The 22396-nt window shown below is 71.5% G+C and carries 23 protein-coding genes; 9 read left to right on the top strand and 14 right to left on the bottom strand.

Going from position 1 to position 22396, the window contains the following annotated elements; all coding sequences use genetic code 11:
* Positions 1–100: 100 nt before the first annotated feature.
* Positions 101–637: a hypothetical protein gene (locus FR742_RS34885; protein WP_148035557.1), complete on the bottom strand. Its 537-nt coding sequence runs from the start codon at positions 635–637 to the stop codon at positions 101–103.
* Between the two features lie 22 nt (positions 638–659).
* Positions 660–1730 (bottom strand): lytic polysaccharide monooxygenase, encoded by a 1071-nt coding sequence (locus FR742_RS34880; RefSeq protein WP_148035556.1) that lies wholly within the window; start codon positions 1728–1730, stop codon positions 660–662.
* Between the two features lie 225 nt (positions 1731–1955).
* Between FR742_RS34880 and FR742_RS34875 the strand changes: the two genes are divergently transcribed.
* Positions 1956–3035 carry a GH12 family glycosyl hydrolase domain-containing protein gene (locus FR742_RS34875; protein WP_148035555.1) on the top strand — a complete coding sequence of 360 codons (1080 nt, stop codon included), beginning with the start codon at positions 1956–1958 and terminating at the stop codon, positions 3033–3035.
* Here FR742_RS34875 and FR742_RS34870 read toward each other — a convergent pair whose 3' ends face one another.
* The 5 genes from FR742_RS34870 to FR742_RS34850 form a co-directional block, all read right to left on the bottom strand.
* Complete coding sequence (locus tag FR742_RS34870; protein ID WP_148035554.1) at positions 3036–4307, bottom strand: serine/threonine-protein kinase; 1272 nt, start codon at positions 4305–4307, stop codon at positions 3036–3038.
* Positions 4294–5265, bottom strand: a complete 972-nt coding sequence (locus FR742_RS34865; protein WP_148035553.1) for a LacI family DNA-binding transcriptional regulator — start codon at positions 5263–5265, stop codon at positions 4294–4296. The genes FR742_RS34870 and FR742_RS34865 overlap by 14 nt, the downstream gene beginning before the upstream one ends.
* Positions 5266–5457: 192 nt before the next feature.
* On the bottom strand, positions 5458–7608 hold the full coding sequence (locus FR742_RS34860; protein ID WP_148035552.1) for a transglycosylase domain-containing protein: 2151 nt from the start codon (positions 7606–7608) through the stop codon (positions 5458–5460).
* Between the two features lie 100 nt (positions 7609–7708).
* Positions 7709–8368 carry a TrkA family potassium uptake protein gene (locus FR742_RS34855; RefSeq protein WP_187281515.1) on the bottom strand — a complete coding sequence of 220 codons (660 nt, stop codon included), beginning with the start codon at positions 8366–8368 and terminating at the stop codon, positions 7709–7711.
* The gene (locus tag FR742_RS34850) at positions 8361–9719 is read right to left on the bottom strand and encodes a TrkH family potassium uptake protein (protein WP_261808951.1); all 1359 of its coding nucleotides are present in this window, start codon (positions 9717–9719) and stop codon (positions 8361–8363) included. The genes FR742_RS34855 and FR742_RS34850 overlap by 8 nt, the downstream gene beginning before the upstream one ends.
* 182 nt (positions 9720–9901) lie before the next feature.
* Here FR742_RS34850 and FR742_RS34845 point away from each other — a divergent pair, with 182 nt between their 5' ends.
* Both FR742_RS34845 and FR742_RS34840 read left to right on the top strand, forming a co-directional pair.
* Positions 9902–10807 carry a sulfotransferase gene (locus tag FR742_RS34845; RefSeq protein ID WP_148035551.1) on the top strand — a complete coding sequence of 302 codons (906 nt, stop codon included), beginning with the start codon at positions 9902–9904 and terminating at the stop codon, positions 10805–10807.
* Positions 10804–11967 carry a glycosyltransferase family 4 protein gene (locus tag FR742_RS34840; protein WP_148035550.1) on the top strand — a complete coding sequence of 388 codons (1164 nt, stop codon included), beginning with the start codon at positions 10804–10806 and terminating at the stop codon, positions 11965–11967. Before FR742_RS34845 ends, FR742_RS34840 begins: the two co-directional genes overlap by 4 nt.
* Positions 11968–11984: 17 nt before the next feature.
* On the opposite strand, the gene FR742_RS34835 is transcribed toward FR742_RS34840, so the two are convergent.
* The 5 genes from FR742_RS34835 to FR742_RS34815 all read right to left on the bottom strand — a co-directional run bounded on the left by FR742_RS34835 (position 11985) and on the right by FR742_RS34815 (position 17463).
* Positions 11985–12944 (bottom strand): sporulation protein, encoded by a 960-nt coding sequence (locus FR742_RS34835; RefSeq protein ID WP_148035549.1) that lies wholly within the window; start codon positions 12942–12944, stop codon positions 11985–11987.
* A gap of 3 nt (positions 12945–12947) precedes the next feature.
* Positions 12948–13382 (bottom strand): STAS domain-containing protein, encoded by a 435-nt coding sequence (locus FR742_RS34830; RefSeq protein WP_187281514.1) that lies wholly within the window; start codon positions 13380–13382, stop codon positions 12948–12950.
* 84 nt (positions 13383–13466) lie between these two features.
* Entirely contained in the window at positions 13467–15188 is a 1722-nt protein-coding gene (locus FR742_RS34825; protein WP_148035547.1) for an HAD hydrolase family protein, read from the bottom strand.
* Positions 15189–15231: 43 nt separating this feature from the next.
* The gene (locus FR742_RS34820; protein ID WP_148035546.1) at positions 15232–16440 is read right to left on the bottom strand and encodes an MFS transporter; all 1209 of its coding nucleotides are present in this window, start codon (positions 16438–16440) and stop codon (positions 15232–15234) included.
* Between the two features lie 123 nt (positions 16441–16563).
* Positions 16564–17463 (bottom strand): endonuclease/exonuclease/phosphatase family protein, encoded by a 900-nt coding sequence (locus FR742_RS34815; protein ID WP_187281513.1) that lies wholly within the window; start codon positions 17461–17463, stop codon positions 16564–16566.
* A gap of 230 nt (positions 17464–17693) precedes the next feature.
* On the opposite strand from FR742_RS34815, the gene FR742_RS34810 reads away from it, so the two are divergent.
* Together FR742_RS34810 and FR742_RS34805 are read left to right on the top strand one after the other, a co-directional pair.
* Positions 17694–18269 carry a redoxin domain-containing protein gene (locus FR742_RS34810; protein WP_148035545.1) on the top strand — a complete coding sequence of 192 codons (576 nt, stop codon included), beginning with the start codon at positions 17694–17696 and terminating at the stop codon, positions 18267–18269.
* A gap of 3 nt (positions 18270–18272) precedes the next feature.
* Positions 18273–19127, top strand: a complete 855-nt coding sequence (locus FR742_RS34805) for a cytochrome c biogenesis CcdA family protein (RefSeq protein ID WP_148035544.1) — start codon at positions 18273–18275, stop codon at positions 19125–19127.
* A 7-nt stretch (positions 19128–19134) separates the two neighbouring features.
* Here FR742_RS34805 and FR742_RS34800 read toward each other — a convergent pair whose 3' ends face one another.
* Positions 19135–19881: an SDR family NAD(P)-dependent oxidoreductase gene (locus FR742_RS34800; protein WP_148035543.1), complete on the bottom strand. Its 747-nt coding sequence runs from the start codon at positions 19879–19881 to the stop codon at positions 19135–19137.
* Between the two features lie 52 nt (positions 19882–19933).
* Here FR742_RS34800 and FR742_RS34795 point away from each other — a divergent pair, with 52 nt between their 5' ends.
* The 4 genes from FR742_RS34795 (at position 19934) to FR742_RS34780 (ending at position 22153) form a co-directional block, all read left to right on the top strand.
* A complete protein-coding gene (locus tag FR742_RS34795; protein WP_148035542.1) occupies positions 19934–20278 on the top strand; it encodes a helix-turn-helix transcriptional regulator in 345 nt (114 codons plus the stop codon).
* Positions 20279–20285: 7 nt separating this feature from the next.
* The gene (locus FR742_RS34790; protein WP_187281511.1) at positions 20286–20813 is read left to right on the top strand and encodes a GNAT family N-acetyltransferase; all 528 of its coding nucleotides are present in this window, start codon (positions 20286–20288) and stop codon (positions 20811–20813) included.
* On the top strand, positions 20810–21292 hold the full coding sequence (locus FR742_RS34785; RefSeq protein WP_148035540.1) for a metallophosphoesterase family protein: 483 nt from the start codon (positions 20810–20812) through the stop codon (positions 21290–21292). The genes FR742_RS34790 and FR742_RS34785 overlap by 4 nt, the downstream gene beginning before the upstream one ends.
* A 75-nt stretch (positions 21293–21367) precedes the next feature.
* The gene (locus FR742_RS34780) at positions 21368–22153 is read left to right on the top strand and encodes a hypothetical protein (protein WP_148035539.1); all 786 of its coding nucleotides are present in this window, start codon (positions 21368–21370) and stop codon (positions 22151–22153) included.
* A 4-nt stretch (positions 22154–22157) separates the two neighbouring features.
* On the opposite strand, the gene FR742_RS34775 is transcribed toward FR742_RS34780, so the two are convergent.
* Complete coding sequence (locus FR742_RS34775; RefSeq protein ID WP_148035538.1) at positions 22158–22385, bottom strand: hypothetical protein; 228 nt, start codon at positions 22383–22385, stop codon at positions 22158–22160.
* Between the last annotated feature and the right edge of the window lie 11 nt (positions 22386–22396).

Below are 22396 nucleotides of genomic sequence, written 5' to 3'. Positions count from 1 at the left end.
TCCCCACTCCCCGCCGGCCGCGTTCGCGTGCGGGCCACCGCCTCCCGCGGCGCCCGCCCGCTTCCATACGCGGGGCCGCGTCCGCCGCTCCCGCTCGCTCCTACTTGGCCTGCTCGAACCTCGCCCGCGCGGCTTCCAGCGCCTCGTCGTCGCCGAAGTCGGCGAACGCCTCCTCGTGCAGGCGCTCCGGGATCAGCTCCCTGACCCGCTGCGGGTAACCGGTGCCCGCCATGGGCACCTGTACCTCCGCGTGGTGGCCGAAGTGCACCGCGAGCGGCCCGGCGGCCCGTACGGACGTCTTCCAGTCCGTGCCGGGGCCGGTGATCGCGCACATGTGCCGGGCGTACACCCACTCCACCTCGGTCACGCTCCGCGCGTCCTCGGGGGACACGCCGAACGGCTCGACAGCGCAGATGATCTTCCCGGCGTCCTCTTCGAAGTGGTGCCCGTGGTGGAGGTGCTCCTCCTGCGAGGCGCTCTCCAGCAGCACCGTCACGCGGGCGGTGAGCTCCTCGGACAGGTCCTGCGGCAGGTCGCCCTGCCGCAGGACCGCGAAGAGCGACGTACCCGCGATGGCGGCCACGACCACGGCGGCGACGGCAAGGAAGCCGCGCCGCCGGGCCGGGGGTGTTCGCACGTCCTCCAGCATCAGCCTGCCTCTACGGGCTCGTGCAGGTCAGCGTCGGGACGGGGCTGGGCACGCTGCCCGTGGCGTTGAAGCCGAACGTGGTCGAGGCGTTCGGCGCCAGTTGCCCGTTGTACGACACGTTCTTGGCCACCACGTTGGGCGGTTGCCCGGTCAGCGTGGCGTTCCACGGCGCTCCGGCGAAGCCCTGGCCACCGGAGTACGTCCAGGACACCGTCCAGCCGTTGAGCGGGGTGGTGCCGGTGTTGCGGACGGTCACCTCGCCCTGGAAGTGGCCGGCCCAGCCGGTGTCGGTGGCGCGCAAGGTGGCCTGGCAGTCCGCGTCGGGGTCCGGGGTCGGCGTGTCCGACGGGCCGGGGCCAGGGCCGGGAGAGCTGCCGCCCGGGCCGACACCGGTGACCTCGCCGTTGCCGCCGTCGAAGACGACGTCCGAGCAGCTGTAGAAGTTCTCGTTGCTGTCGGAGCGCTTCCAGTGGATGAACAGGATGTGGTCGCCGCTCTTACCGGCGGGGAGCGTGGAGTTCCAGTAGTAGTAGTTGAGCCCGCCCACGCCGCCCGACTGCGGCGGGTTGCTCACGGTGCCGAACTTCTCCAGGTCGGCCCAGCGCAGCGGACCGTTCGCGTTCCACCCGTTCTTGGTGATGTAGAGGTCGAACGAGCCCGGGTGGGCCGCCCAGTTGCTGTGCCGGACCTGGATGTTGGCGCCTGACGTCAGGTGGGTCTTCGGCCAGTCGTTGCGCACCGCGTTGTAGGCGCTGAAGTCGTACGGCCCGCCGGTGCCGCCGCTGCAGATCTGGCCGTCGGGGATGAACCCGCTGGTCCGTCCCGCGCCGTCGGAGCGCAGCACGGCGAACCAGTTGTACAGCGGGGTGGTGCCGCTCTGGGCGACGGCCGCGTCACATGCGGGGTTGTACGGGTCGATCGCGCCGTTGTCCCGCAGGCCGTCCTGCCAGCACAGGAAGGTGCGGCTGCCGGGGAACATGGTGACGCCGTGGGCCTGGGCCGACTGGGGGATGACGAAGGCGGTGACGATCATGACTAACGCCGCAGCGGCCGCCAGTGCCGCCGAACGCATGACTCTCATGAAGAAGATTCCTTTGCTCGCATGACAGAGGAACCCACCACGACCCGCCCGCCCGGCAGCTTTCGCGTGGTCGCATTACAACATGTCCGGACTTCGTTCGACAACATCGAGTGAAACTTTCAGCCCGTACCGCCGCCGCTTTCCCCTGGTGGAACACCCTGCCGCCGCCCGCGCGCACCGGGGCGGGGTTGCCCTGGCCGCCGCGGGCTCGTGATCCTGACGGCCATGAGACGCGTGCACATCCCCCTGGCCCTCGCGGTCCTGCTGGCCGCGTTCGCGTTCGCCGTCCCCGCGCACGCCGCGCCGGTCATCTGCGAGAAGTACGGCTCGGCTCAAATCCAGAACGGCCGCTACATCGTGCAGAACAACGTGTGGGGCGCGAGCACGGCCCAGTGCATCGACGTCAACCAGAACGGCGGCTTCACCGTCACCCAGGCGGCGCACAACAACGCCACCAACGGCGCGCCCGCCGCCTACCCGTCCATCTACGCCGGGTGCCACTACGCCGCCTGCACCACCGGGAGCGGCCTGCCCGTGCGGGCGGACGCGAGCGGGTTCCGCAACCTGCGCTCCAGCGTCAGCATGAGCTATCCGGGGAGCGGCACCTGGAACGCCGCCTACGACCTGTGGTTCGACCCCACCCCGCGGACCGACGGGCAGAACACCGGCGCCGAGCTGATGATCTGGCTGAACCACCGGGGCTCCATCCAGCCGATCGGCTCCCGGGTCGGCACCGCCAACCTGGCCGGTGGCACCTGGGACGTGTGGTTCGGCAACGTCGGATGGAACGTGATCTCCTACGTCCGCACCTCGCCGGCCAGCTCGATCGACTTCGCCGTCGACACGTTCTTCTCCGACGTCGTCGCCCGCGGCTACGGCCAGCGCTCCTGGTATCTGACCAGCGTGCAGGCCGGGTTCGAGCCCTGGGTGGGCGGCGCGGGGCTGGCCGTCAACTCCTTCGCCGTGACCACCTCGGGCGGCCAGGACCCGCAGCCGGGCGGCTCCTGCCAGGCCACCGCCACCACCCAGGGCCAGTGGGCCACCGGGTACGTCGTCCAGCCCGTCACGGTCGTGAACCGCGGCTCCTCGCCGATCTCCGGCTGGCGGGTCACCTTCACCCTGCCGGCCGGCCACGCCATCACCGGCTCCTGGGGCGCCCAGTTCTCCACCAGCGGCCAGACGGTGACCGCCACGAACTTCTCCTACAACGGCAGCCTCGCCCCGGGCGCGAGCACCACCTTCGGCTTCCAGGCCTCCAAGCCCAGCGGGAGCTCCGCCCTGCCGTCCGGCTACACGTGCGCCTGATCAGGGTGAGCGGCGGGCGGCGGTGATCTCGTTGAGGCTGATCTCCAGCTGGGTGCGGCAGGCGGGGGCGAGCCGGCCCTCGCGCTCCCGGTCGGCCAGCTTCCTGCGCAGGCCGGCCAGGAGCGAGTCCTCCTGCCCCGGGGACACCAGCGCCCCGCGCAGCACCTGCTTGAGATCCAGCGCCACGTCACCGCCGAGCGCGCCGCACACGTCGGAGCCCTCCAGCGTGGCGTGGAAGCCGTCGACCGCCTGCCGGACCGTCCGCCCCTCGGCCGGGGAGCGCTCCATCGACGGCATCGAAGCGGACGGCATCGACGTGGACGGCAGCGACGCCACGGGCGAGGCCGGCGGCGACGCCGTCACCCCGGGCGGCATCGCGTCCCGGGGCAGCTCCATCAGCGCCACCAGCGACAGCGCAAGCACCCCCGCTCCCGCCACGGCCAGGCCGCGCCGCAGCCGCTTGGGCAGGCTGAGCGCGGCCGTCAGCGCCGCCGCGACCTCCGCCGCCTCCGGGCGGCGGGCCGGCTCCGGGTCGAGGCACCGCTGGCAGAGCAGCGCGATCGCGTGCGGCGCGCCCGGCGGGCGCGGCGGCGGGTACGGGCGGCGCGCCGTCTCCAGCTGCTCCCACGTGGTCTCCGGGTACGGGGTACGCCCCTCGATCATGGTGAACAGCAGCACGCCCAGCGCGTACACGTCCACGGCCGGATGGGTCGGCGCCCCCGCCAGCCGCTCGGGCGCCACGTACGGCGGCGTGCCCCGCTCGTCGTCGGGGTCGCCCGCCCAGGCCGCGATGCCGAAGTCGAGCAGCTTCAGCCCGTCGCCGGTGAGCAGCACGTTCTCGGCCGTGACGTCCCGGTGCACGAGCCCGCGGGCGTGCCCGGCGGCCAGCACGCGGGCGGTCCGCATGGCGACGGCCGCCGCCTCCGCCCACGGCAGCGGACCCCTCTCCAGGCGCTCGGCCAGCGGCACCCCGTCGAGCAGCGGCATCACGACGAAGGCCGCGACCTCCCCGCTGGTGGTCACGGCCTCGCCGTAGTCGTAGATCTCGATGGCGTCCGGATGGATGAACCGGGCCGCGGCCCGTGCCTCGCTCCGCGCTCTCACCCGGTCGCCGAGGCCCGTCTGCAGGGACGAGCACTGCACCTTGACCGCCACCATGCGGTGCAGCGACTGGTCGAAGGCGCGCCAGATGACGGACATGCCGCCCCGGGCCAGCGGGTCCAGGAGCAGGTACCTGCGGGCCAGGATGTCGCCGGGTTCATGCCGAGTCACGGATGACCAGTTCTGTCGGGAGAATCGGATCGATCCCTGTCGTTCCGGACAGTAGCAACCTGGTCGCGATGGTGGCCACCTCCTCGACAGGCTGGCGTACGGTCGTGAGCGCGGGGTTGGTGTGCCGCGCGACCGGGGCGTCGTCGAACCCGATCACCGCCACGTCGGCCGGCACCCTGCGGCCGGCCCTGCGCAGCGCCTGCATCGCCCCGGCGGCCATCAGGTCGGAGGCGGCGAAGACCGCGTCCAGGCCGGGGGCGTGGCGCAGCAGCCACTGCATGGCGTGGGTGCCCGAGGCGGCGGTGAAGTCCCCGTACGCGACGGGCACCTCGGCCACGCCCGCCTCCCGCAACGTCTTGACCAGGCCGTCGAGCCGGTCCCTGGCGGCGGGCAGCGAGGGCGGGCCGCCGATGGCGGCCACCGACTTGCGGCCGGTGAGCAGGAAGTGCTCGGCGGCCTGGCGCCCGCCGTCGTAGTTGTCGACGTCGGCGAACGGCAGTTTCAGGTCGTGCGGCGGCCGGCCGATGTTGCGCACGGTGATGCCGGAGGTGCAGAGCTTGATGGCGAGGGGGTGCCGCTCCCTGGCGCCGACGAGCAGCACCGCGCCGGACAGCGTGGGCAGGACGGACGAGGTCGGGTTGACCGTGGTGATGGTCAGATGGGTGCCGTTCTCGGCGACGACGGCCCCGCTGGCGGACAACAGCCGGGCATAGTACGGTTCGGAGAATAATCGCGGCAGATGGTCGCAGATGACCGCGGTGATTCCCGTCACCGGGTTTCTGGAGACCGATCCTCTGGGCGCCCGCTGCCGCACGTATCCCATCCGGGAGACGGCTTCGTAGACCTGGCGACGGGTCGACGTGCTGACCCGGACCGAGCCGGTGAGCACGCGGGAGGCGGTGGCGGGGGAGACCCCGGCGGCCGCCGCCACCTGGGCCAGTGTGGGCTGCTCGGACATGATCGACACCTCGCGCCGAAGATCCCTGGGAGCGCTCCCACGTTATCAATGTTTCGCCGCGGTTAACAGGCCCTCTGTACTGCACTGTTAGTACCCAGTAAAGAAAAGCGCAGGTGAATGGGGTCAAAGTGAGCGCAGAGATTTCGGAGACATTTCGCGGAGGGGACACCGGGGCGTCCCCTCCGCGTGTCGTCAGTCCTGGCCGGTGCCGATGGAGACGTCGTTGTCGGAGTCGATGTCCCGCAGCTCGTTCGGCTCCTCACGGTCGCGCTGGACCGGCGCGCAGCTCGACCCGCAGCCGCCGAACCTGGCCGTGTCGAGCGGGTGGAAGTCCGTCGCCTTCGTGCCCTTCAGCGCGGCCAGCATGGTGTCACGCCAGATGGGGCCCGGGATGCTGGCGCCGAAGACCGAGCCATAGTAGCGGCCGCCGATCGTGACGTTGTTCAGCTTGTACTTCTGCGAGCCGCGCGGGTCGCCGATGCTGACCGCGCCCGCCAGGTCCGGGGTGAAGCCGGCGAACCAGGCCGTCGCCTGGGCGTCGGTGGTGCCCGTCTTGCCCGCCGCCGGGCGGCCGATGCCGCCGACGCCGCGCATCGTGCCCTTGGTGAACACCCCTTCCAGGATGTTCGCCGCGGCGTCCGCGACCTCGGGGTCCATCACCTGCTTGCACTTCGGCTCGTACTTCTTGACCTTGCCGTCGCGGTCGGTGATCTCGGTGACGACCATCGGCTCGCAGTACTTGCCGCGCGCCCCGATCGCCGCGTAGGCGTTGGCGACCGTCACCGGGTCCATCTCGTTGATGCCGAGCGTGAACGTGGAGTATTCCTGCAGCGGCAGGCCGTCGGAGCGCTTGATGCCCAGCGACTTGGCGGTTTTGATCGTGTCGCAGAGCCCGACCTCCTCCTCCAGCTTCATGAAGAAGGTGTTGACCGAGCCCCAGGTGCCGGTCTGCAGCGTCTTGAAGCCGCCCGACCCCTCGTCGTTGGTGACGGTGTGGGACGGGTCGCCGATGTTCTCGCCCTTGCAGTTCTTGAACGTCGAGTAGCCGGAGGCGCGGTAGCCGGCCCCCACCGAGAACCCGTCGTTGACCTTCATGCCCTGCTTGAGGCCGGCGAGCAGGGTGAAGGTCTTGAAGGTCGAGCCGGCCTGGAAGCCGACGCCGCCGCCGTGCGCCGCGTCGGCCACGACGTTGTACGACATCTCGTTGCGCTTCTTGGAACGGCCGTAGGTGCGGCTCGCGGCCATCGCCTTGATCTCGCCGGTGCCGGGCTCCACCAGGGCCTCGGAGGCGACCGGGTTGTCGGAGGCGTGCACCCACTTCTTGATCGCCCGCTCGGCGGCCCGCTGCATCTTGGGGTCGAGCGTGGTCTTGATCGTCAGGCCGCCCCGGTTGAGCAGCTGGGTGCGCTCCTTCTTGGTCTTGCCGAAGACCGGGTTGTTGAGGATCTCGGCGCGCACGTACATGCAGTAGTACGGGTACGGGCTCGCGCCGCAGCCGCCGGGCAGCGGGGTGCCCTTGTAGCCGAGCTTCTTGGCCTTGGCCTTCTCCAGCTCCTCGTCGGTGATCTTGCCGAGCTCGTGCATCCGGTTGAGCACGACGTTGCGCCGCTCCAGCAGGCGGGTGCGCTGCTGCCTGCCGAGGTTGGGGTCGGTGCGGTTGGGGTCCTGCACGGCTCCGGCGAGGGTGGCGGCCTGGACCAGGTCGAGGTCCTTGGCCGAGACGCCGAAGAACCGCTTGGCGGCGGCCTCCACGCCGTTCGCGCTCGCGCCGAAGTAGGCGATGTTGAGGTACTTCTCCAGGATCTCGTCCTTGGTGTACTTCTCCTCGACCCCCATCGCGTAGCGCAGCTCGTTGAGCTTGCGCGCGTAGCTGGCCTCCAGCGCCTTGGCCTTCTCCTCGTCGGTGACGGCCGAGTTGAGCAGCACCTGCTTGACGTACTGCTGGGTGATGCTGGAGCCGCCCTGGGCGATGCCGCCGGAGGTCAGGTTCTTGGCCAGGGCGCGCAGCGTGCCCTCGATGTCGATGGCGCCGTGCTCGTAGAAGCGGAAGTCCTCGATGGCGATGATGGCCGTCTTCATGACCTCGGAGATCTCGTCGAGCTTGACGACCTCGCGGTACTCCTCGTAGAACTGGCCGATCTCGTCGCCCTTGGCGTCCAGCAGCGTGGTCTTCTCGGCCAGCGGCGGCTCCTTCAGGGTCATCGCCTTCAGGTTGAGCTCTTCAGCCGTGTTGACGAACATCGCGCCGGCGCCGCCGACGGCCGGGAGGGCGATGGCGGCGGTCAGCACGCCGGCGGCGGCCGCCGCCCCCACGAGCCGCACGATGCCCGATCCCCAGTCCATTAAGAGAACCTCCCCGATCTACCAGCCCTTGCCAAAACCCTATAGCCACGGTAATGGCCAGAAATCCGTCCGTTTACCAACTCGCAGGCAGGCGGCCGGCTCAGGTCAGCTCGGAGAAGCGCTCGATCTGATCGCTGCGGCCGGAGACGAGGATGATGTCGCCGTACGACAGCTCGGTGTCAGAGGTCGCGTACGTGAACTCCTCGCCTTCCTTTTTGACCGCCACTATTGTGACGCCGTACTTGCGCCGAAGGTTCGATTCGCCCAGTGCGACGCCCACGTACTCCTTCGGCGGCCGGGTCTTGATCAGCGCGAAGTTCTCGTCCACCTCCATGTAGTCGAGCATCCGCCCGCTGACCAGGTGGGCCACCCGCTCGCCCATGTCGTGCTCGGGCAGCACGACGTGGTGCACGCCGACCCGGCTGAGTATGCGGCGGTGCTGCTGGCTGACGGCCTTGGCCCAGATGTCGTCGATCTCCAGCTCGACCAGCAGGGACGCGCTCAGGATGCTGGCCTCCAGGTCGCCGATGGCGACCACGGCCCGGTAGAAGTCGGCCACGCCGAGCTGCTGCAGCGCCTCCAGGTCGGTGGCGTCGGCGGTGGCCAGGTGCGTGATGTGCCCGGTGAGCCCCTGCACGATCCGGGGCCGGTTGTCGATGGCCAGCACCTCGGTCCCGCGTCTGGTGAGTTCGAGCGCCAGCGCGGAGCCGAACCTGCCGAGGCCGATCACCACCACGGGGTCATTGCGTTGGTCAGCCAACGATCATCCGCTCCTCGGGTAGTTCGTAACGCCGGGCGCGTTCCTTGAGCGCCAGGGCGGAGCCGATCGTGAGCGGGCCGATCCTGCCCACGAACATGAGCACGATGAGCAGCACGTGCCCGGCGGGCGGGATCTCATTCGTGATCCCTGTCGACAGGCCCGCCGTGCTGAACGCCGCTATCACCTCGAACAGCACCTGGTCCAGCCCGTGCGGGGTGAGCACGAGCAGCACGTAGGTGCAGAAGGCCACCAGGGCCGCGCTCATCGCGGTCACCACCACGGCCTGGCGCTGCGCGGTGTCCGGCACCTGGCGGTGACGGACGTTCACCCTGGGCTCGCCGCGCAGCTCGGCCCAGATGACGAAGGCGAGCAGGCCGAGCGTGGTCACCTTGATGCCGCCGGCGGTGCCGGCGCTGCCGCCGCCGATGAACATCATCACGTCGGTGAGCAGCCAGCTCGACGGGTGGAGCTCGCCGGTGTCGATGCTGTTGAACCCGGCTGTGCGCACCATGGCCGACAGGAAGAACGCGGCCAGCAGCTTGCTGGAGTCGTCCAGTCCGCCGAGGGTCCCGGGGTTGCGCCACTCGGTGGCCAGGTAGACCAGTGTGCCGAGGACCAGCAGGAAGAGGGTGGCGTAGACGGTGATCATGGTGAGCACGCTCCACCTGCCGGGGTGCCGCCAGGAGCGCAGCAGCTCGAACACCACCGGGAAGCCGAGCCCGCCCACGATGACCGCGGCCGCGATCGTCAGGCAGATCCACGGGTCGCCGACGAACCCCATGATGTTGTCGGACCAGAGCGTGAAGCCGGAGTTGTTGAAGGACGAGACGCCGTGGAAGACGCCGAGGTAGAGGGCGCTGCCGAAGCTCTCCCCGTACCCCATCATGAGCCGCGCGGTGAACACGGCGGCGGCGACGGCCTCGCACACCAGGCTGAACACCACGACCTTGCGCACGACCGTGCGCATGTCGGCCATGGTCGGCGTCTTGGTCTCGGCCTGCGCGAACAGCCGGGCGCGCAGGCCCAGCCTGCCGGACACCAGCACGGTGAAGACCGTGGCCAGCGTCATGATGCCGAGCCCGCCGATCTGCACCAGGCCGAGGATGACCACCTCGCCGAACATCGACCAGTGCGTCGGGGTGTCGACGATGATCAGCCCGGTCAGCGAGACGGCGGCGGTCGCGGTCCACACCGCGGTCATCCAGGTGGTGGTCTGGCCCGGGGCGGTGGCGGCGGGCAGGGACAGCAGCAGGGAGCCCGCGAATATGGCGAGGCCGAAACCCACCGCGATCATCTGGGTGGGGTGCTGGTAGCCGCCGAAGAGGGCAGAGGCGGCCCGAACACGTCTCATGTGAATGTCAGGCTTCCCCGAAGAGGCTTTCCCGGCGGACCCGCGCCAGCGTACAGCGGATGAGGATAGCTGGTCCGAAACACCAAAACATTCCGGACGACCTGACCCTCACGCAAGTGCTAACCGGCAATGTCACCAGATTGCCAGGGAACTGCCAGGAAGTGTGGGTAGTCTGCGTCGCCATGAGCTGGCAGCGTAGAATCAACAAAGCGCTGGTCAGGTTCACCGGATTCCAGGTCAATCGAGTAGGGAACCAGGGGATTTCGACGGCGCCGTCGTCGGCTCCGGCCAGGGCGGCCTCCGCGAAGGCCACCGCCAAGGCCAAGCAGACCGAGGCCGAGATCAGGCCGCCGACCGATCCGAAGGCCGACCGGTTGCTGACCGCGCCGATCTTCATCATCTCCCCGGTGCGGTCCGGTTCCACCCTGCTGCGTTCGATCATGAACGCCCATTCGGACCTGCACGCCCCGCACGAGCTCCATGTGCGGCGCCTCAGAGTGGAGTTCGGCACGTCCCTGGCTGCGAAGGCAATGGAAGCGCTCGGCCACAATCAGGCCGACCTGGAGCACCTGCTCTGGGACCGTGTGCTCCACCGCGAGCTGGTACGCAGCGGCAAGCGGTTCATCGTGGACAAGACCCCGGCGAACGCGTTCGCCTACGAGCGGATCTCGACCTGCTGGCCTGACGCGCGCTACATCTTCCTCCTGCGCCACCCGGCCTCGATCGCCACCTCCTGGTACGAGGCCAGCCCCGACAAGCGCGACCGGGAGGAGGCCGCGGTCGACGCCCTGCGCTACATGAAGGCCGTCGAGAGGGCGAAGTCCGGGCTGTCCGGCCTGACCGTCCGCTACGAGGACCTCAGCGCCGAGCCGGAGCGGGTGACCCGCGAGATCTGCGAGTTCCTCGGCCTGGCGTGGGAGCCGGGGATGCTCTCGTACGGCGAGCAGGCGGTCATCCAGAAGGGTCTCGGCGACTGGCGGGACAAGATCCGCTCGGGCACCGTGCAGCCCGGCCGCGAGCTCCCGGACCCCGACTCGGTCCTGGACTCGCTGAAGCCGATGTGCCGGACCTGGGGGTATCTGGAGTGAAGATCCGCTACCTGATGCTGCACGCCTACGGCATGGGCGGCACCATCCGCACCGTCGTGAACCAGGCCAACGCCATGGCGAAGGCCGGTCACGACGTCGAGATCGTCAGCGTGGTCCGCCGCAGGACCAAGCCCCAGTTCGCCATCCACCAGGACGTCCGGGTCAGCGCCCTGGTCGACCAGCGCCAGGGCAGGCAGGCCGACTCGCTCGCGCGCAAGGCGTGGCGCAGGTTCCGCGGCAAGATCGTGCCCCGCGGCGAGTTCGCGGCCGAATACTTCACCGAGCGCGTGGAGAAGGCGGCCATGGACTACGTCTCCTCGCTGCCGGACGGGATCCTGGTCACCACCCGCCCGGCGCTCAACCTGATCGCCGCCAGGCGTGCCCCCAAGAGCGTCGTGAGGGTGGCCCAGGAGCACATGAACCTGGCCGCCTACCCCGACACGATCCGCCACGAGATCGCCCGCCACTACGGCAGGTTCGACGCCGTGGCGGTGCTCACGAGGACGAACCAGCTCGAATACCAGGAGATCCTGCCCGACACCAAGATCGTGCAGATCCCCAACGCGGTCCACAAGGTCGACCAGGTGCGGTCCACCCAGCAGAACCCCGTCGTGGTGGCCGCCGGCCGGCTGGTGCCGCAGAAGGGGTTCGACCTGCTCGTCAAGGCGTTCGCCGAGGTGGTGGCCGACCACCCCGACTGGAGGCTGCGCATCTTCGGCAACGGCCCGCGCGAGGCCCGGCTCCGGGCGCAGATCGACGAGCTGGGCGTGGGCGACAACATCGCGCTGATGGGCCGCACCGACCGGCTCGACGACGAGCTGGCGGCGGCCTCGGTCTACGCCCTCAGCTCCCGCTTCGAGGGCCTGCCGATGGTCATGATCGAGGCGATGACGCACGCCCTGGCCATCGTCGCCTTCGACTGCCCGACCGGCCCGCGCGACGTGCTCACCGACGGGGTCGACGGGCGGCTGGTGCCGCCGCGCGACGTCGACGGGCTCGCCGCCGCGCTCAAGGAGGTCGTCGGAGACCGCAGGCGGCGCCTGGAGATGGGCGCCGCCGCGGCCGCGACCGCCCGCGGCTACGCACCCGACGTGGTGATGCCGATGTGGGAGAACCTGTTCGCCGAGCTGACGAGGGGCGACCGGGTCGGCTCCCGCTGACCGCCGGGCGGCGGGGGTCAGTCTTCGCCTTCCTCCTCGTCGCCCTCGAAGGCCTCCTCGATCAGCTCAGCGGCGATCATCCCGCCGGCCACGCCCGCGGCCACGCCGACGGCCCCGGCCGCGATCGCGCCGCCCATGCCGCCACCGCCGTGGTGGTGGTCATGGTGGCCGTGATGGCCGTGATGGTCCTGGTAGTGGCCCTCTCCGTGGCCGAAGCCCTGGTGCTGCGAGAGCCCGCCCAGCCAGTTGCCGAGCTCGGCCGCCCAGTCCATCCGCAGCGCCTCGTCGTGGCTCACCCGGAACCGGCCGATGGCGTCCGACCCGTAGTGGCCCGAGCGCCTGTCGGCCTCGATGACGATGTCCATGCCGACGGGGTCGGCGACGAACGTCAGCTCCGCCTCGGAGATCTGCCCGGGCGGGCCGTAGAACTCGATCTCCTGGTAGCACGGCAGCTCCTGCCGGACGCCGTAGATCTGCCCCATCTCCAGGTCGGCCGACTTGAACGCGAAGCCTAGCTGCAGGAACGCCTCCATGACCCGCTGCTGCGACGGCAGCGGCTCGACCGCGATCGGGTCGAGGTCGCCCTTGTCGACCGCCTTGGCGATGGCCAGCTCGGTGCGCACGCCGAGCGCCATCCCGGTCAGCGGCTGCCCCTGCACCTCGCTGAGCGGCGTCTCCCACGGCATCTCGGCCTCGAACGGGATCGTCCGGTCCTCGCCCTTGGCCAGGGTGAAGGGGCCGGAGACCCGGATCTCGTGCAGCACGGCCAGCCCCGTGTGCTCGTCGTCGCCGGCCTCGGCCTCCGCGCGGGCGACCAGGGCCAGCGTCACGTGCTCGATGCCGGCGTCGAACTCACCGCCCTTGAGGCGGACCTCACCCGCGAGGGCGCCCCCGGGGCGCACCCGGGGCGTGCTGAGGACCGTGTCGACCGACGGTGCTCCGACGCCGAACGCGCCCAGCATCCTTTTGAATACCACTGCTCACTCTCCGTTTCCGTACGGCAGGCGACCGTATCGGAAACGATCTTCGGTTTCCTCCGGTTCCCGGAAATCGGCATCACCCGACATCAGCTCGGCCACGATCTCCGCGACGCTGTCGCGTACCTCCACGCGCGCCAGCAGATCGGTCTGCCGCAGCACGCTTAGCAGGTGTTCGGTGGGCCGGACCAGGATCACCCGCCCGCTGCCCGTGGCCTCGATCCGCTGCAACGCCGTGCCCAGCACGCCGATGGCCGAGGAGTCGTAGAAGCGCAGCTCGCTCAGGTCGAACACGAGCACCGGCCCCTGCGACCAGCCCCACACCGCCTGGACGTGCGCGCTGAACCGGGCGCCTCCCGCGTGGTCGAGCACTCCGCCGGCCCGCAGGACCGTGCACCCCAGGTGGTGGGTCGTCTCGATCCTCAACCTGTCGGCCACGTCATACGGCTTCCCGCTGAGCGGGGTCTGCAACGCGACGGGCCCGGGGGTTCGCTAACTCTATCCACCGGAGTAGGCCGCCGGTCAGGTGTCGTCGTGGTCCGGGTCGTACTTGGTCGGCTCGGCGGGCAGCGTGTAACGCCGCTCGATCAGCTCGGCCACCCGGCGCAGGCTGTCGTCCGGCTCCTCCCGCTCCACCCGCCCGACCTCGCCGGCCAGCTCGGCGTCGCCCAGCTTCTCGCCGATCCAGGCCGAGTAGTCGCCCTGCCTCAGGTGGAAGGCCCAGGTCTCGTCGTCCACGCCCTCGGCCAGCTCCACGAAGGTGTGCAGGTTGCGGGCCCGCAGGTTGAGCCGGTCCTCGGGGCCGGTGAAGTAGAAGCTCTTGTCCTTGGACATGGTGCCGGCGGCGTACTTGCGGCGGTGGCGGGTGCGGTGCGCGCGGGCCGGCGTCGGATGGACGAGCTGGGCGGTGTCGGCGGAGACGTGCCAGAGCGCCGCCCCCTCGGCCGCCTCGCCCTCCAGCGCGGGGGTGTCCCGGCCGAGCGCGCCGGCGAACGCGCCCAGCGTCTCCCCGGGCTCGGGCCCGACCGCGATCACGCCGTCCACGAGGTCCAGCGCGGCGGGGCTGAGCGCCTCCGGATGCACGGTGATCATCATCAGCGAGCCGAGGTCCCGTACGTCCTTGACCGGCACCTCCTGCACCTCGGCCGGCATCAGGTGGTGCGCCTCGTCCACGACGACGCAGTGCGGGTGGCCGAGCCTGGCCCGCAGCGCGACCAGGCGGGGCATCAGCTCCGCGAAGAACGCGGGCCGGTCGCGCAGCGGCATCCCGATCATGTTCACCACCGCGCTCTGGTCCGGCGACTCCAGCAGCCGGAGCACCTCCTCCGGGCCCGGCGGCCGGTCCGGCTCGCCCAGCACGGCCGCGCCGGCGAACTCCGCGTAGTCGCCCTCCGGGTCGATGACCACGCACTGGTACCGGGCCTCGACGAGCCGCTCCAGCAGCGCCGTGGTGACCGTGGACTTGCCGCTGCCCGACGGTCCCGCCACCACCAGGCCGGTCCCGTACGGGCGCAGCCGCACCTCGCCGCCGGCCCCCTCGCCGAGCAGGACGTGGTGCCGCGGGATCTCCATCTCGTCCAGTTCGCCCGACAGCAGCAGGTCAGCCAGCTCGGCCACGCCGTCGCCGTTCTCCCGGCCCAGCGGCAGGTCGCACTGGCGCAGCAGGGCCGGGACGGCGTTCGCGACGGCGGCGCCGCACTCGGCGGCGGTCAGGAACGCGTGGTCGTTCTCCGCGTCACCGACGGCCACCACGTTGTGGCTCGACAGGCCCAGCCGGTCCAGCGCGGCGGCCAGGCCGCTGGCCTTGTTCACGCCGGGCGGCAGCACCATGACCGCGCCCTTGTTCCTGATCACCTGCAGCTCCAGGCCGAGCTCCCGGATCGCGTCCTGCACCTGGACGTCGTACGGCTCGCGGGTGGCCACGATCACCGATCCCACGCCGAGCGGGGTGACGCCCTCCCCGCGCAGCCGCTCGGCGAACTCCGGCGGCGGAGGGTCCGCGAGCGGTTCGCCGGAGCGCTGCCCCGGGTCGTAGAGCAGCGCCCCGTTCTCGGCCACGACCAGGTCGAACAGGTCGGCGTGCGGGAAGACGGTCAGCAGGTCGTCGAGCTCCCGCCCGGTGACCAGCAGCAGTTTCCTGCCCGAGCGGGAGACCCGTTCCAACGTCTTGATCGTGTGCTCGGCCACCTCACCGTGCCGGGCGAGGGTGTCGTCATAGTCGCAGGCGAGCACGTGATACCTCATGGGCGGCACGTACCCCTACGAAACCGACGCGAACGCGGCCCGGTCAGGCGGCCGGGGCCGGCTCCGGCTCCGTGGCCGCCCGCGCCCGGCGGCCGATGATCACCCATGCGGCCACGAGCAGGTACGGGACGCTCAGCAGGGCGAACATGAGCCCGTGCGAGACCAGGCCGGACGCGGCGCCGTAGACGCCGTAGACCGCCAGCGTGATCACGCCGGTGCCCAGGCCGGCCACCGAGGTGACGGTGGCGCGGCTCGGGCCGGTGATGCTGTCCTGCAGCCGGGCGTCGGCCACCACGCCCGCCAGCTGGAACACCCCGAACGCCGCCGCGATGGCCACGAACCCCACTGGGTGCCCGCTGAGCGCGCCACCGGCCAGGGCGACCGCCCCGGCCGCCAGCACCGCGCCGAACCCGCGCGCCCGCAACCGCCGCGCCCGCCCGGCCAGCAGGCCGCCGGCCGTGGCCCCGGCCCACACCAGCAGGTACACCGGCGGGATCGCCGTCTCCGGCAGCCCGGCCTCGATGCCGAGGAACGCCACGTACTCGTCCAGCGCACCCCACACGGCGGTGACGGTCGCGAGCAGGATCAGCCCGTGGAGCACCCGCCGGTCCCCGCGCGCCTCGGCCAGCCCGGCCCTCAGCACCTGCCCGTACGAGAGCTCCCCGTCGTCACCGGCTTCCCGGACGGGGGAGCGGTGCTCGGGGAAGGCCAGGGCGGTGGCGGCGGTGAGGAGGCAGGCCAGCACGCTGGCCACGCCCACCGCGGGGTAGCCGCCGGCGGCGAAGACCGGGATGGCCAGCGCGATGGCCGCGGCGGTCGCCGCCATGCTTGCCGACGCCGCCCGGCCCATGACCCGCGCGTAGCGTGACGTCTCACCGGTGCGGGCGAGCTCCTCGTACACCAGGGCCTCGATCGAGCCCGAGCCGAGCGCGTCGCGCACGCCCCAGAGCACGAAGCCCAGCGCGAAGATCCAGTAGGACGGGAAGATCACCCACAGCGCGAACCCGGCGGCGGCGAGCAGCGGGCCGGCGAACAGGAGCAGGCGACGGGACACGGAGTCGGCCAGCGCCCCGGAGGGCACCTCCAGCACCAGCCCCGCGACCGACCAGATGACGAACAACGAGGACGTCTCGGCCACGGACAGCCCGGTGTCGGTGAACAGCAGCGCGTAGACCGGGTAGAGCAGGACGAAATCGTCAAGGAACGTGTAGACGTAGAGCGTGCGGACCAGCCGCTTGGCAGGCGGTGACATGCGTGAGGCCTTCCGAAGGGAACGAACGGGGGACGCGACTGCCTGCCTGCGCGGCGGCCCGCGAGCCCTTCGGCCTCTGGTGATGCATCAATGTCGCCAGGTCATGCGCCCGATTCTAACCCGCTACGACGGCAGCCGGAGCTCCGCGAACACCCCCCGGTGATCGGTGCCCGGCACGTCCAGCACGTCGAAGGAGCTCACCCCGGCGCGCTCGTCGACCAGGATGTGGTCGATCGTGATGAACGGCGGCAGGCCGCGCCCGTTCGGCCAGGTCGGCGTCAGGCCCGCGCCGGCCTGGTGCGCGGCGTCGGCGTAGCCGCGGCCGAGCAGGTCGCGCATGGCCCGGTGGTCCAGGCTGGCGTTGAAGTCGCCGGCCAGGATGCGGATCGCGTCGCCGCCGGGCGCGGGGAACGACTCCATCGCCCGGTTCCACCCGTCCACCATCCGGCCGAGCGGCGGGTTCGGGTGCACGGCGACCACTTCGACGCGCCGGCCGCCGGGCAGGGTCATGGCCGCCGCGGGCATGTTGTGGCCGACCGGGGTGAACAGGCCGGGCAGCTCGGTGAGCGGGTGCCTGCCGTAGAGGCCGCTGCCCGCCGCGTCGTGCTCGTCCTGCAGCACGCGGTGCGGCACCAGCTCGTCCAGCCCGGCCGCGTCCAGCGCGGCCACCTGGCGCGTGGTCAGCTCCGTCGCGGCGAACACGTCAGGGCGCAGCTCCCGTACGAGCTCGACCACGGTACGCGGGTCGGCGCGGCCGAACAGGTTGATCGCCAGCACCTTGTACGGGGTGCCGGCGGTGGCCGGTTCGCCCGCCGGGAACGCCCTGGGCGCCACGGCGGCGGCCATCACCAGGCTCGCCACCAGGGCCACGACCGCCGCCGGGCGGTTCCGCCTGACGAGGGCCGCGGCCAGCAGCAGGGCCAGCACGGCGCCGTACGGGGTGACGGTCATGAGCTGGGTCAGGAACGATCCAGACTCCAGCCCGCCTGCCCTGACCACGGCCCAGACGGTCAGGAAGGTCACGGTGAGCCAGGAGACCCACCGCCTGCGCGGTGAGTGTCCACGGGGCGGCGGGCCTCCGCCTGACGCCTGCTTCGCCTCGACGGTGATGTTCAACCCTTGCCGCCCGATTCGTGCGAGATCAACCTTTTCGTGGTGAGCCTAAACGCTGACGGTCGGCGGACCGCGCCGGGCGGGGCGGCGTCATCAGCTCGTAAGGTTCTCGGCGGCACCGCGTGCCTAGCCTGGTGGGCGTGAACAGAGCTGGCATGGCGGCCGTCATCACCGCCGCGACACTGACCCTGGCCGCCTGCGGCGCGGCCGCCCCTTCCGACCCGATGGGGACCACGTCCGCCGCGCCCTCCGATGAGATGAAGAGCACGGATCAGATGCAGAGCGCGGATCCGATGGAGAGCGGGTCCACGCCCGCGGCGCTGCGGTTCAGCGCGAAGACCCTCGACGGGAAGGAGTTCGAGGGCGGCAGCCTGGCCGGCAAGCCCGTGGTGTTCTGGTTCTGGGCGCCGTGGTGCACCAAGTGCCGGTCGGACGCGCCCGCGGTCAAGGCCGCCGCGGCCGCGCACCCTGACGTGGCGTTCGTCGGCGTGGCGGGGCTCGACACGGAGGCCGCGATGAGGGAGTTCGTCGAGAGCACCGGCACCGGCGGGCTGGTCCACCTGTCGGACGAGAAGGGCGCGGTGTGGACCAAACTGGGCGTCGCCCAGCAGTCCGTGTTCGTCTTCATGGAGCCCGGCGGCGACACCACGAAGGTCAACGGCCCGCTGGGCCGCGACGGCCTCGACGCCGAAGTGGCCAAGATCAAGGCCGCCTGAGCCATGACGGATCTGCCGATCGCGCTCGCCCTGACGGCGGGCACGGTGGCCGCGTTCAATCCGTGCGGGTTCGCGATGTTGCCCGCTTACCTGTCGATGCTGGTCGCGGGCGAGCCGCCACGCGGCGCGGGCGGCGTCTGGCGGCGCGGCCCGGTGGTGCGCGCGGTGATGCTGTCGGCGGCGATGACCGCCGGGTTCGTGACCGTGTTCGGACTGTTCGGGCTGGTGGTGACGCCGCTGGCGGCGGTGGCCGGGACGGTCCTGCCGTGGGTGACGATCGTGATCGGCGTCGTCCTGGTGGGGCTGGGCGGCTGGCTGCTGGCCGGCCGGTCGCTGTTCGTCCGCGTCCCCGGGCTCGCCGCCAGGCCCGCCATGTCGGCGCGCTCGCTCTACGGCTACGGCATCGCGTACGCGGTGGCCTCGCTGTCGTGCACGGTGGGGCCGTTCCTGGCGGTGACGTCGGCCTCGCTGACGAGCGGCGGGGTGGCCGGAGGGCTGGCGGTCTTCGCCGCGTACGCGCTCGGCATGGGACTGGTCGTCGCCCTGCTGTCCCTGGCCGTGGCGCTGACCAGGGAGGCCGTCCTGTTCCGGGTGCGCCGGTCGCTGCCGCACGTGTACCGGCTGAGCGGGGTCCTGCTCGTCCTGGCCGGCCTGTACGTGACCTACTACGGCTGGTACGAGCTGCGGGTCTTCGGCGGCGGCGACCCGGACGACCCGGTCGTCGGCGGGGTGACGGCGGTGCAGGGGACGATCTCGGGCTGGTTGGAGACCGTCGGCGCGGTGCCGGTCGCGGGGGCCGCCGCGGCGCTGGTCGCCATCCTCCTGATCAGGTCGAGGCGGGCCCGCCGTCCGGGGTGAGCCCCGGTCAGGTCAGGTCGAGGCCGCCGTCCACGGTGAGCACCTGGCCGGTGAGCCAGGTCGAGGCGGGGTCGGCGAGCCGGACGATCCAGGTGGCGACCTCCTCGGGGGTGCCCCGCCGGCCGAGTGGGACGCGGCGGGCCTCGTCCTGCTTGATGCGCTCGACCTCCGGCTCCGGCAGCCCCGCGCGGGCGAGTGCCCGGCTCTCCGTGGGGCCCGGAGCCAGCGCGTTGACCCGCACCCCGGCCCCGGCCAGCTCCAGCGCCCAGCTCCGGGTGAGCTGCTCCAGCGCGGCCTTGGAGGCGGCGTAGTGCGAGCCGCCCGGCAGCGGCCGGTGCCCGTAGGTGCTGGAGACGTTGACGATGGAGCCGCGGGAGCGCAGCAGGTGGGGCAGCGCGGCCTTGGCCAGCAGGCTGGGCGCGATCACGTTCAGCTCGAACAGGGCACGCGCCCGGTCCGCGTCGAGCCGCTCCAGCGGCATGACGGCGGTGGCTCCGGCGTTGTTGACGAGCACGTCCAGGCTGCCCCACCGGTCGGCCGCCGCCTGGACGACCGCCTCCGGCGTGCCCGGCGTGGCGAGGTCGGCGGCGAACGGGGCGATGTCCCGATGCCGCCGGGCGGTGCGGTCGAGCTCGTCCTGATCGCGGCCGACGCCGAGCACCCGCGCGCCGGCGCGGGCGAACGCCACGGCCGTCGCACGCCCGATGCCGGAGCTGGCCCCGGTCACGATCACGGACTTGCCGTCCAGGTCCATGACCCTCCCATGTTCGATGTTCGTAGAATGTCGAACAAGTTACCATGGGGGTGTGAAGCGAGCCTCGCACCCCGCCGCCGACGAGCTGACGCTCGTCGCCGCGATGGCCGCGCTCAGCGACCCCATCCGGATCGGCCTGGTGCGGGTGCTGTCCGACGGACGCGAGCGCGGCTGGGGCGAGCTGCGCGCGCCGGTGGCCAAGTCCACGCTGAGCCATCACCTCAAGGTCCTCCGCGACGCCGGCATCACCCGTACCCGCCAGGAGGGCACCCGCTGCTACGTCACGCTGCGCCGCACCGACCTGGACCGGCGCTTCCCCGGGCTGCTCGACGCGGTGCTGGCGGCGGCGGAGGGCGAGGACGTGGGCGACCAGGTGGGGCTCGCCGGCCACCGATAATGGGGTGGTGGAGCGACTCGACGGCCCCGGCTGCGTGACGATCTCCGGCGAGATCGCCGGCCTCTACCGGCAGTGCTTCTCCGTGCCGCCCTGGTACGAGACCGAGGAGGACTTCGCCGCCTTCCCCGGCAAGCTCGCGCGCGACGCCGAACGGCCCGGGTTCGCCGCGTGGATCGAGCGTGACGGCCACGAGCTCGTGGGGGTGTGCTTCGGGTGGCCGACGCCTGACGACCTGTCCGGCAACGCGATCTACGAGGAGCTCCAGCGCAGTTGCGGCCCGGAGGTCGTGGCCGGGTTGACCAGGGGCGCGTTCGAGGTCGTGGAGCTGTTCGTGGGCCCCGGCGCCCAGGGCCGGGGGATCGGGCGGCGGCTGCTGGACGCGGCGGTGGCCGGGTGGCCGCGGGCCTGGCTGCTCACCTCGCCGCGGGCTCCCGCGGCCCGCTTCTACCGGGCGCTGGGCTGGCGGCGGGTCGGCGCGCTGCCCGAGCGGGCCCTGGAGGTGCTCGTGCTGCGGACGGGTAGGGACGTGGCGTGAGAGTGGTCGTGCTGTCCGACACGCACGCGCCGCGCCGCTGGAAGTCGTGCCCGCCGAGGGTGGCCGAGCTGCTGGCGGGCGCCGACGTGATCCTGCACGCCGGTGACGTGTGCGTGCCCTCCGTGCTCGCCGAGCTGGCCGCGTACGCGCCCGTGCACGTGGTGAAGGGCAACAACGACGGGCCCGACCTGGACGCGCCCGAGACGCTGGAGCTCGACCTGGGCGGGCTGCGGGTCGGCATGATCCACGACAGCGGCCCGGCCCGGGGACGGACGGCCCGGATGCGGCGGCGGTTCCCGGAGGCGGACCTGGTGGTGTTCGGGCACTCGCACATCCCGCTCGACGAGTCCGGTGACGGGCTGCGCATCTTCAACCCCGGATCGCCGACCGACCGGCGCCGCCAGCCGCACGGCACCGTGGGGGTGCTGCGCGTCGAGGGCGGCGCGCTGGTCGAGGCCGAGATCGTCCCGGTCACCTGAGCACGGGTTTGTCTGCTACGCCCGAGCGGTATGTCGATTACAGAAAGTGACAGATCGACTGCAAGGCGGCTCGATATGGACAGAGCGCGACAGATCGCGCAGGCCGTGCTGTACGAGTGCCACCCGTACCATCGGCTGCTGGACGACCGGTACCTGCGCGGACTCCACCCCGAGCCGTACGCCGGCGGGCGGGCCGGTCTCTCCTGGATGATGCAGACCCAGTGCCTGGTCGAGGCCGCCCCCGCCCACACCGTGGACGTGCACGTACGGTTCCTGCAACTGGTCAGCCGCGAGGTGGCGCGGGCGCGCGGCGGCGAGCTGGAGCCGGCGGCCGAGCTGACCGTCGACGGCGCCCGCTACGTCTCGGGGCTGGAGGCGCGCGAGCGCGAGGCGGCCGTGTCGGGGCTGACGCTCGCCGACCTGGCGGCGGCGGCGTACACGATGCGCGTGGACGTGCCGGGCGACCAGGAGGCGGTCTGGCTTATCGACGCCCGCGGCCGGGCCGGGGCGGTGCTGCGCTGCTGGGAGACCCTGCACGGCCAGGCCGTGGTGCGCGCGGAGCCGCTGCGTGACCGGTTGTTCAGGCTGACGGTCAAGGTGGCCAACACCACCGACTGGCGGGGCGAGGATCGGGCGGAGGTGCTCAGGCACACGTTCGTGTCGGCGCAGAGCGTGGTGCGCACCCACGGCGGGCGGTTCGTCTCCCTCCTGAACCCGCCGGCCGAGCTGCGCCCGCTGGCCGAGGGCTGCCGCAACATCGGCACCTGGCCGGTGCTGGTGGGGGAGGTCGGCGAGCGGCACACGATGCTGTCGGCCCCGATCATCCTGCGCGACCATCCCCGGCTCAGCTACGCGACGTAGCCGGTCAACCCGGCGCGCGTTCGGCGGCGATCACCAGCACGACGCCCAGGGCGGCCAGGGCGAGGTTGGCGAACAGCTCGTAGCCGGTCAGCACGTCGATACGGGGAATGATCACCCGGTTGAAGAAGTTCAGGAAGAAGCCGAAGAACGGCTGGACGGCCACGTGGTCGACGGCCCCGCTGATGCCCTGGAGCGCCAGGACGAAGCCGACGATCTGGATGGCTTTGCGCATGGCCCGACGCT

Origin of the sequence: Nonomuraea sp. C10 (assembly GCF_008017515.1) — a bacterium.
GTDB lineage: Bacteria > Actinomycetota > Actinomycetes > Streptosporangiales > Streptosporangiaceae > Nonomuraea > Nonomuraea ferruginea.
Note: the sequence above shows the minus strand (reverse complement) of the source record. Positions and strands in the feature narration are given on the sequence as shown.

Bases quoted from the DNA above. Each gene is read 5' to 3' on its own strand.
- FR742_RS34880 (WP_148035556.1), bottom strand. From the start codon at position 1,730: ATGAGAGTCATGCGTTCGGCGGCACTGGCGGCCGCTGCGGCGTTAGTC.
- FR742_RS34875 (WP_148035555.1), top strand. From the start codon at position 1,956: ATGAGACGCGTGCACATCCCCCTGGCCCTCGCGGTCCTGCTGGCCGCG.
- FR742_RS34865 (WP_148035553.1), bottom strand. From the start codon at position 5,265: ATGTCCGAGCAGCCCACACTGGCCCAGGTGGCGGCGGCCGCCGGGGTC.
- FR742_RS34860 (WP_148035552.1), bottom strand. From the start codon at position 7,608: ATGGACTGGGGATCGGGCATCGTGCGGCTCGTGGGGGCGGCGGCCGCC.
- FR742_RS34850 (WP_261808951.1), bottom strand. From the start codon at position 9,719: ATGAGACGTGTTCGGGCCGCCTCTGCCCTCTTCGGCGGCTACCAGCAC.
- FR742_RS34845 (WP_148035551.1), top strand. From the start codon at position 9,902: ATGAGCTGGCAGCGTAGAATCAACAAAGCGCTGGTCAGGTTCACCGGA.
- FR742_RS34825 (WP_148035547.1), bottom strand. From the start codon at position 15,188: ATGAGGTATCACGTGCTCGCCTGCGACTATGACGACACCCTCGCCCGG.
- FR742_RS34820 (WP_148035546.1), bottom strand. From the start codon at position 16,440: ATGTCACCGCCTGCCAAGCGGCTGGTCCGCACGCTCTACGTCTACACG.
- FR742_RS34805 (WP_148035544.1), top strand. From the start codon at position 18,273: ATGACGGATCTGCCGATCGCGCTCGCCCTGACGGCGGGCACGGTGGCC.
- FR742_RS34800 (WP_148035543.1), bottom strand. From the start codon at position 19,881: ATGGACCTGGACGGCAAGTCCGTGATCGTGACCGGGGCCAGCTCCGGC.
- FR742_RS34780 (WP_148035539.1), top strand. From the start codon at position 21,368: ATGGACAGAGCGCGACAGATCGCGCAGGCCGTGCTGTACGAGTGCCAC.
- FR742_RS34775 (WP_148035538.1), bottom strand. From the start codon at position 22,385: ATGCGCAAAGCCATCCAGATCGTCGGCTTCGTCCTGGCGCTCCAGGGC.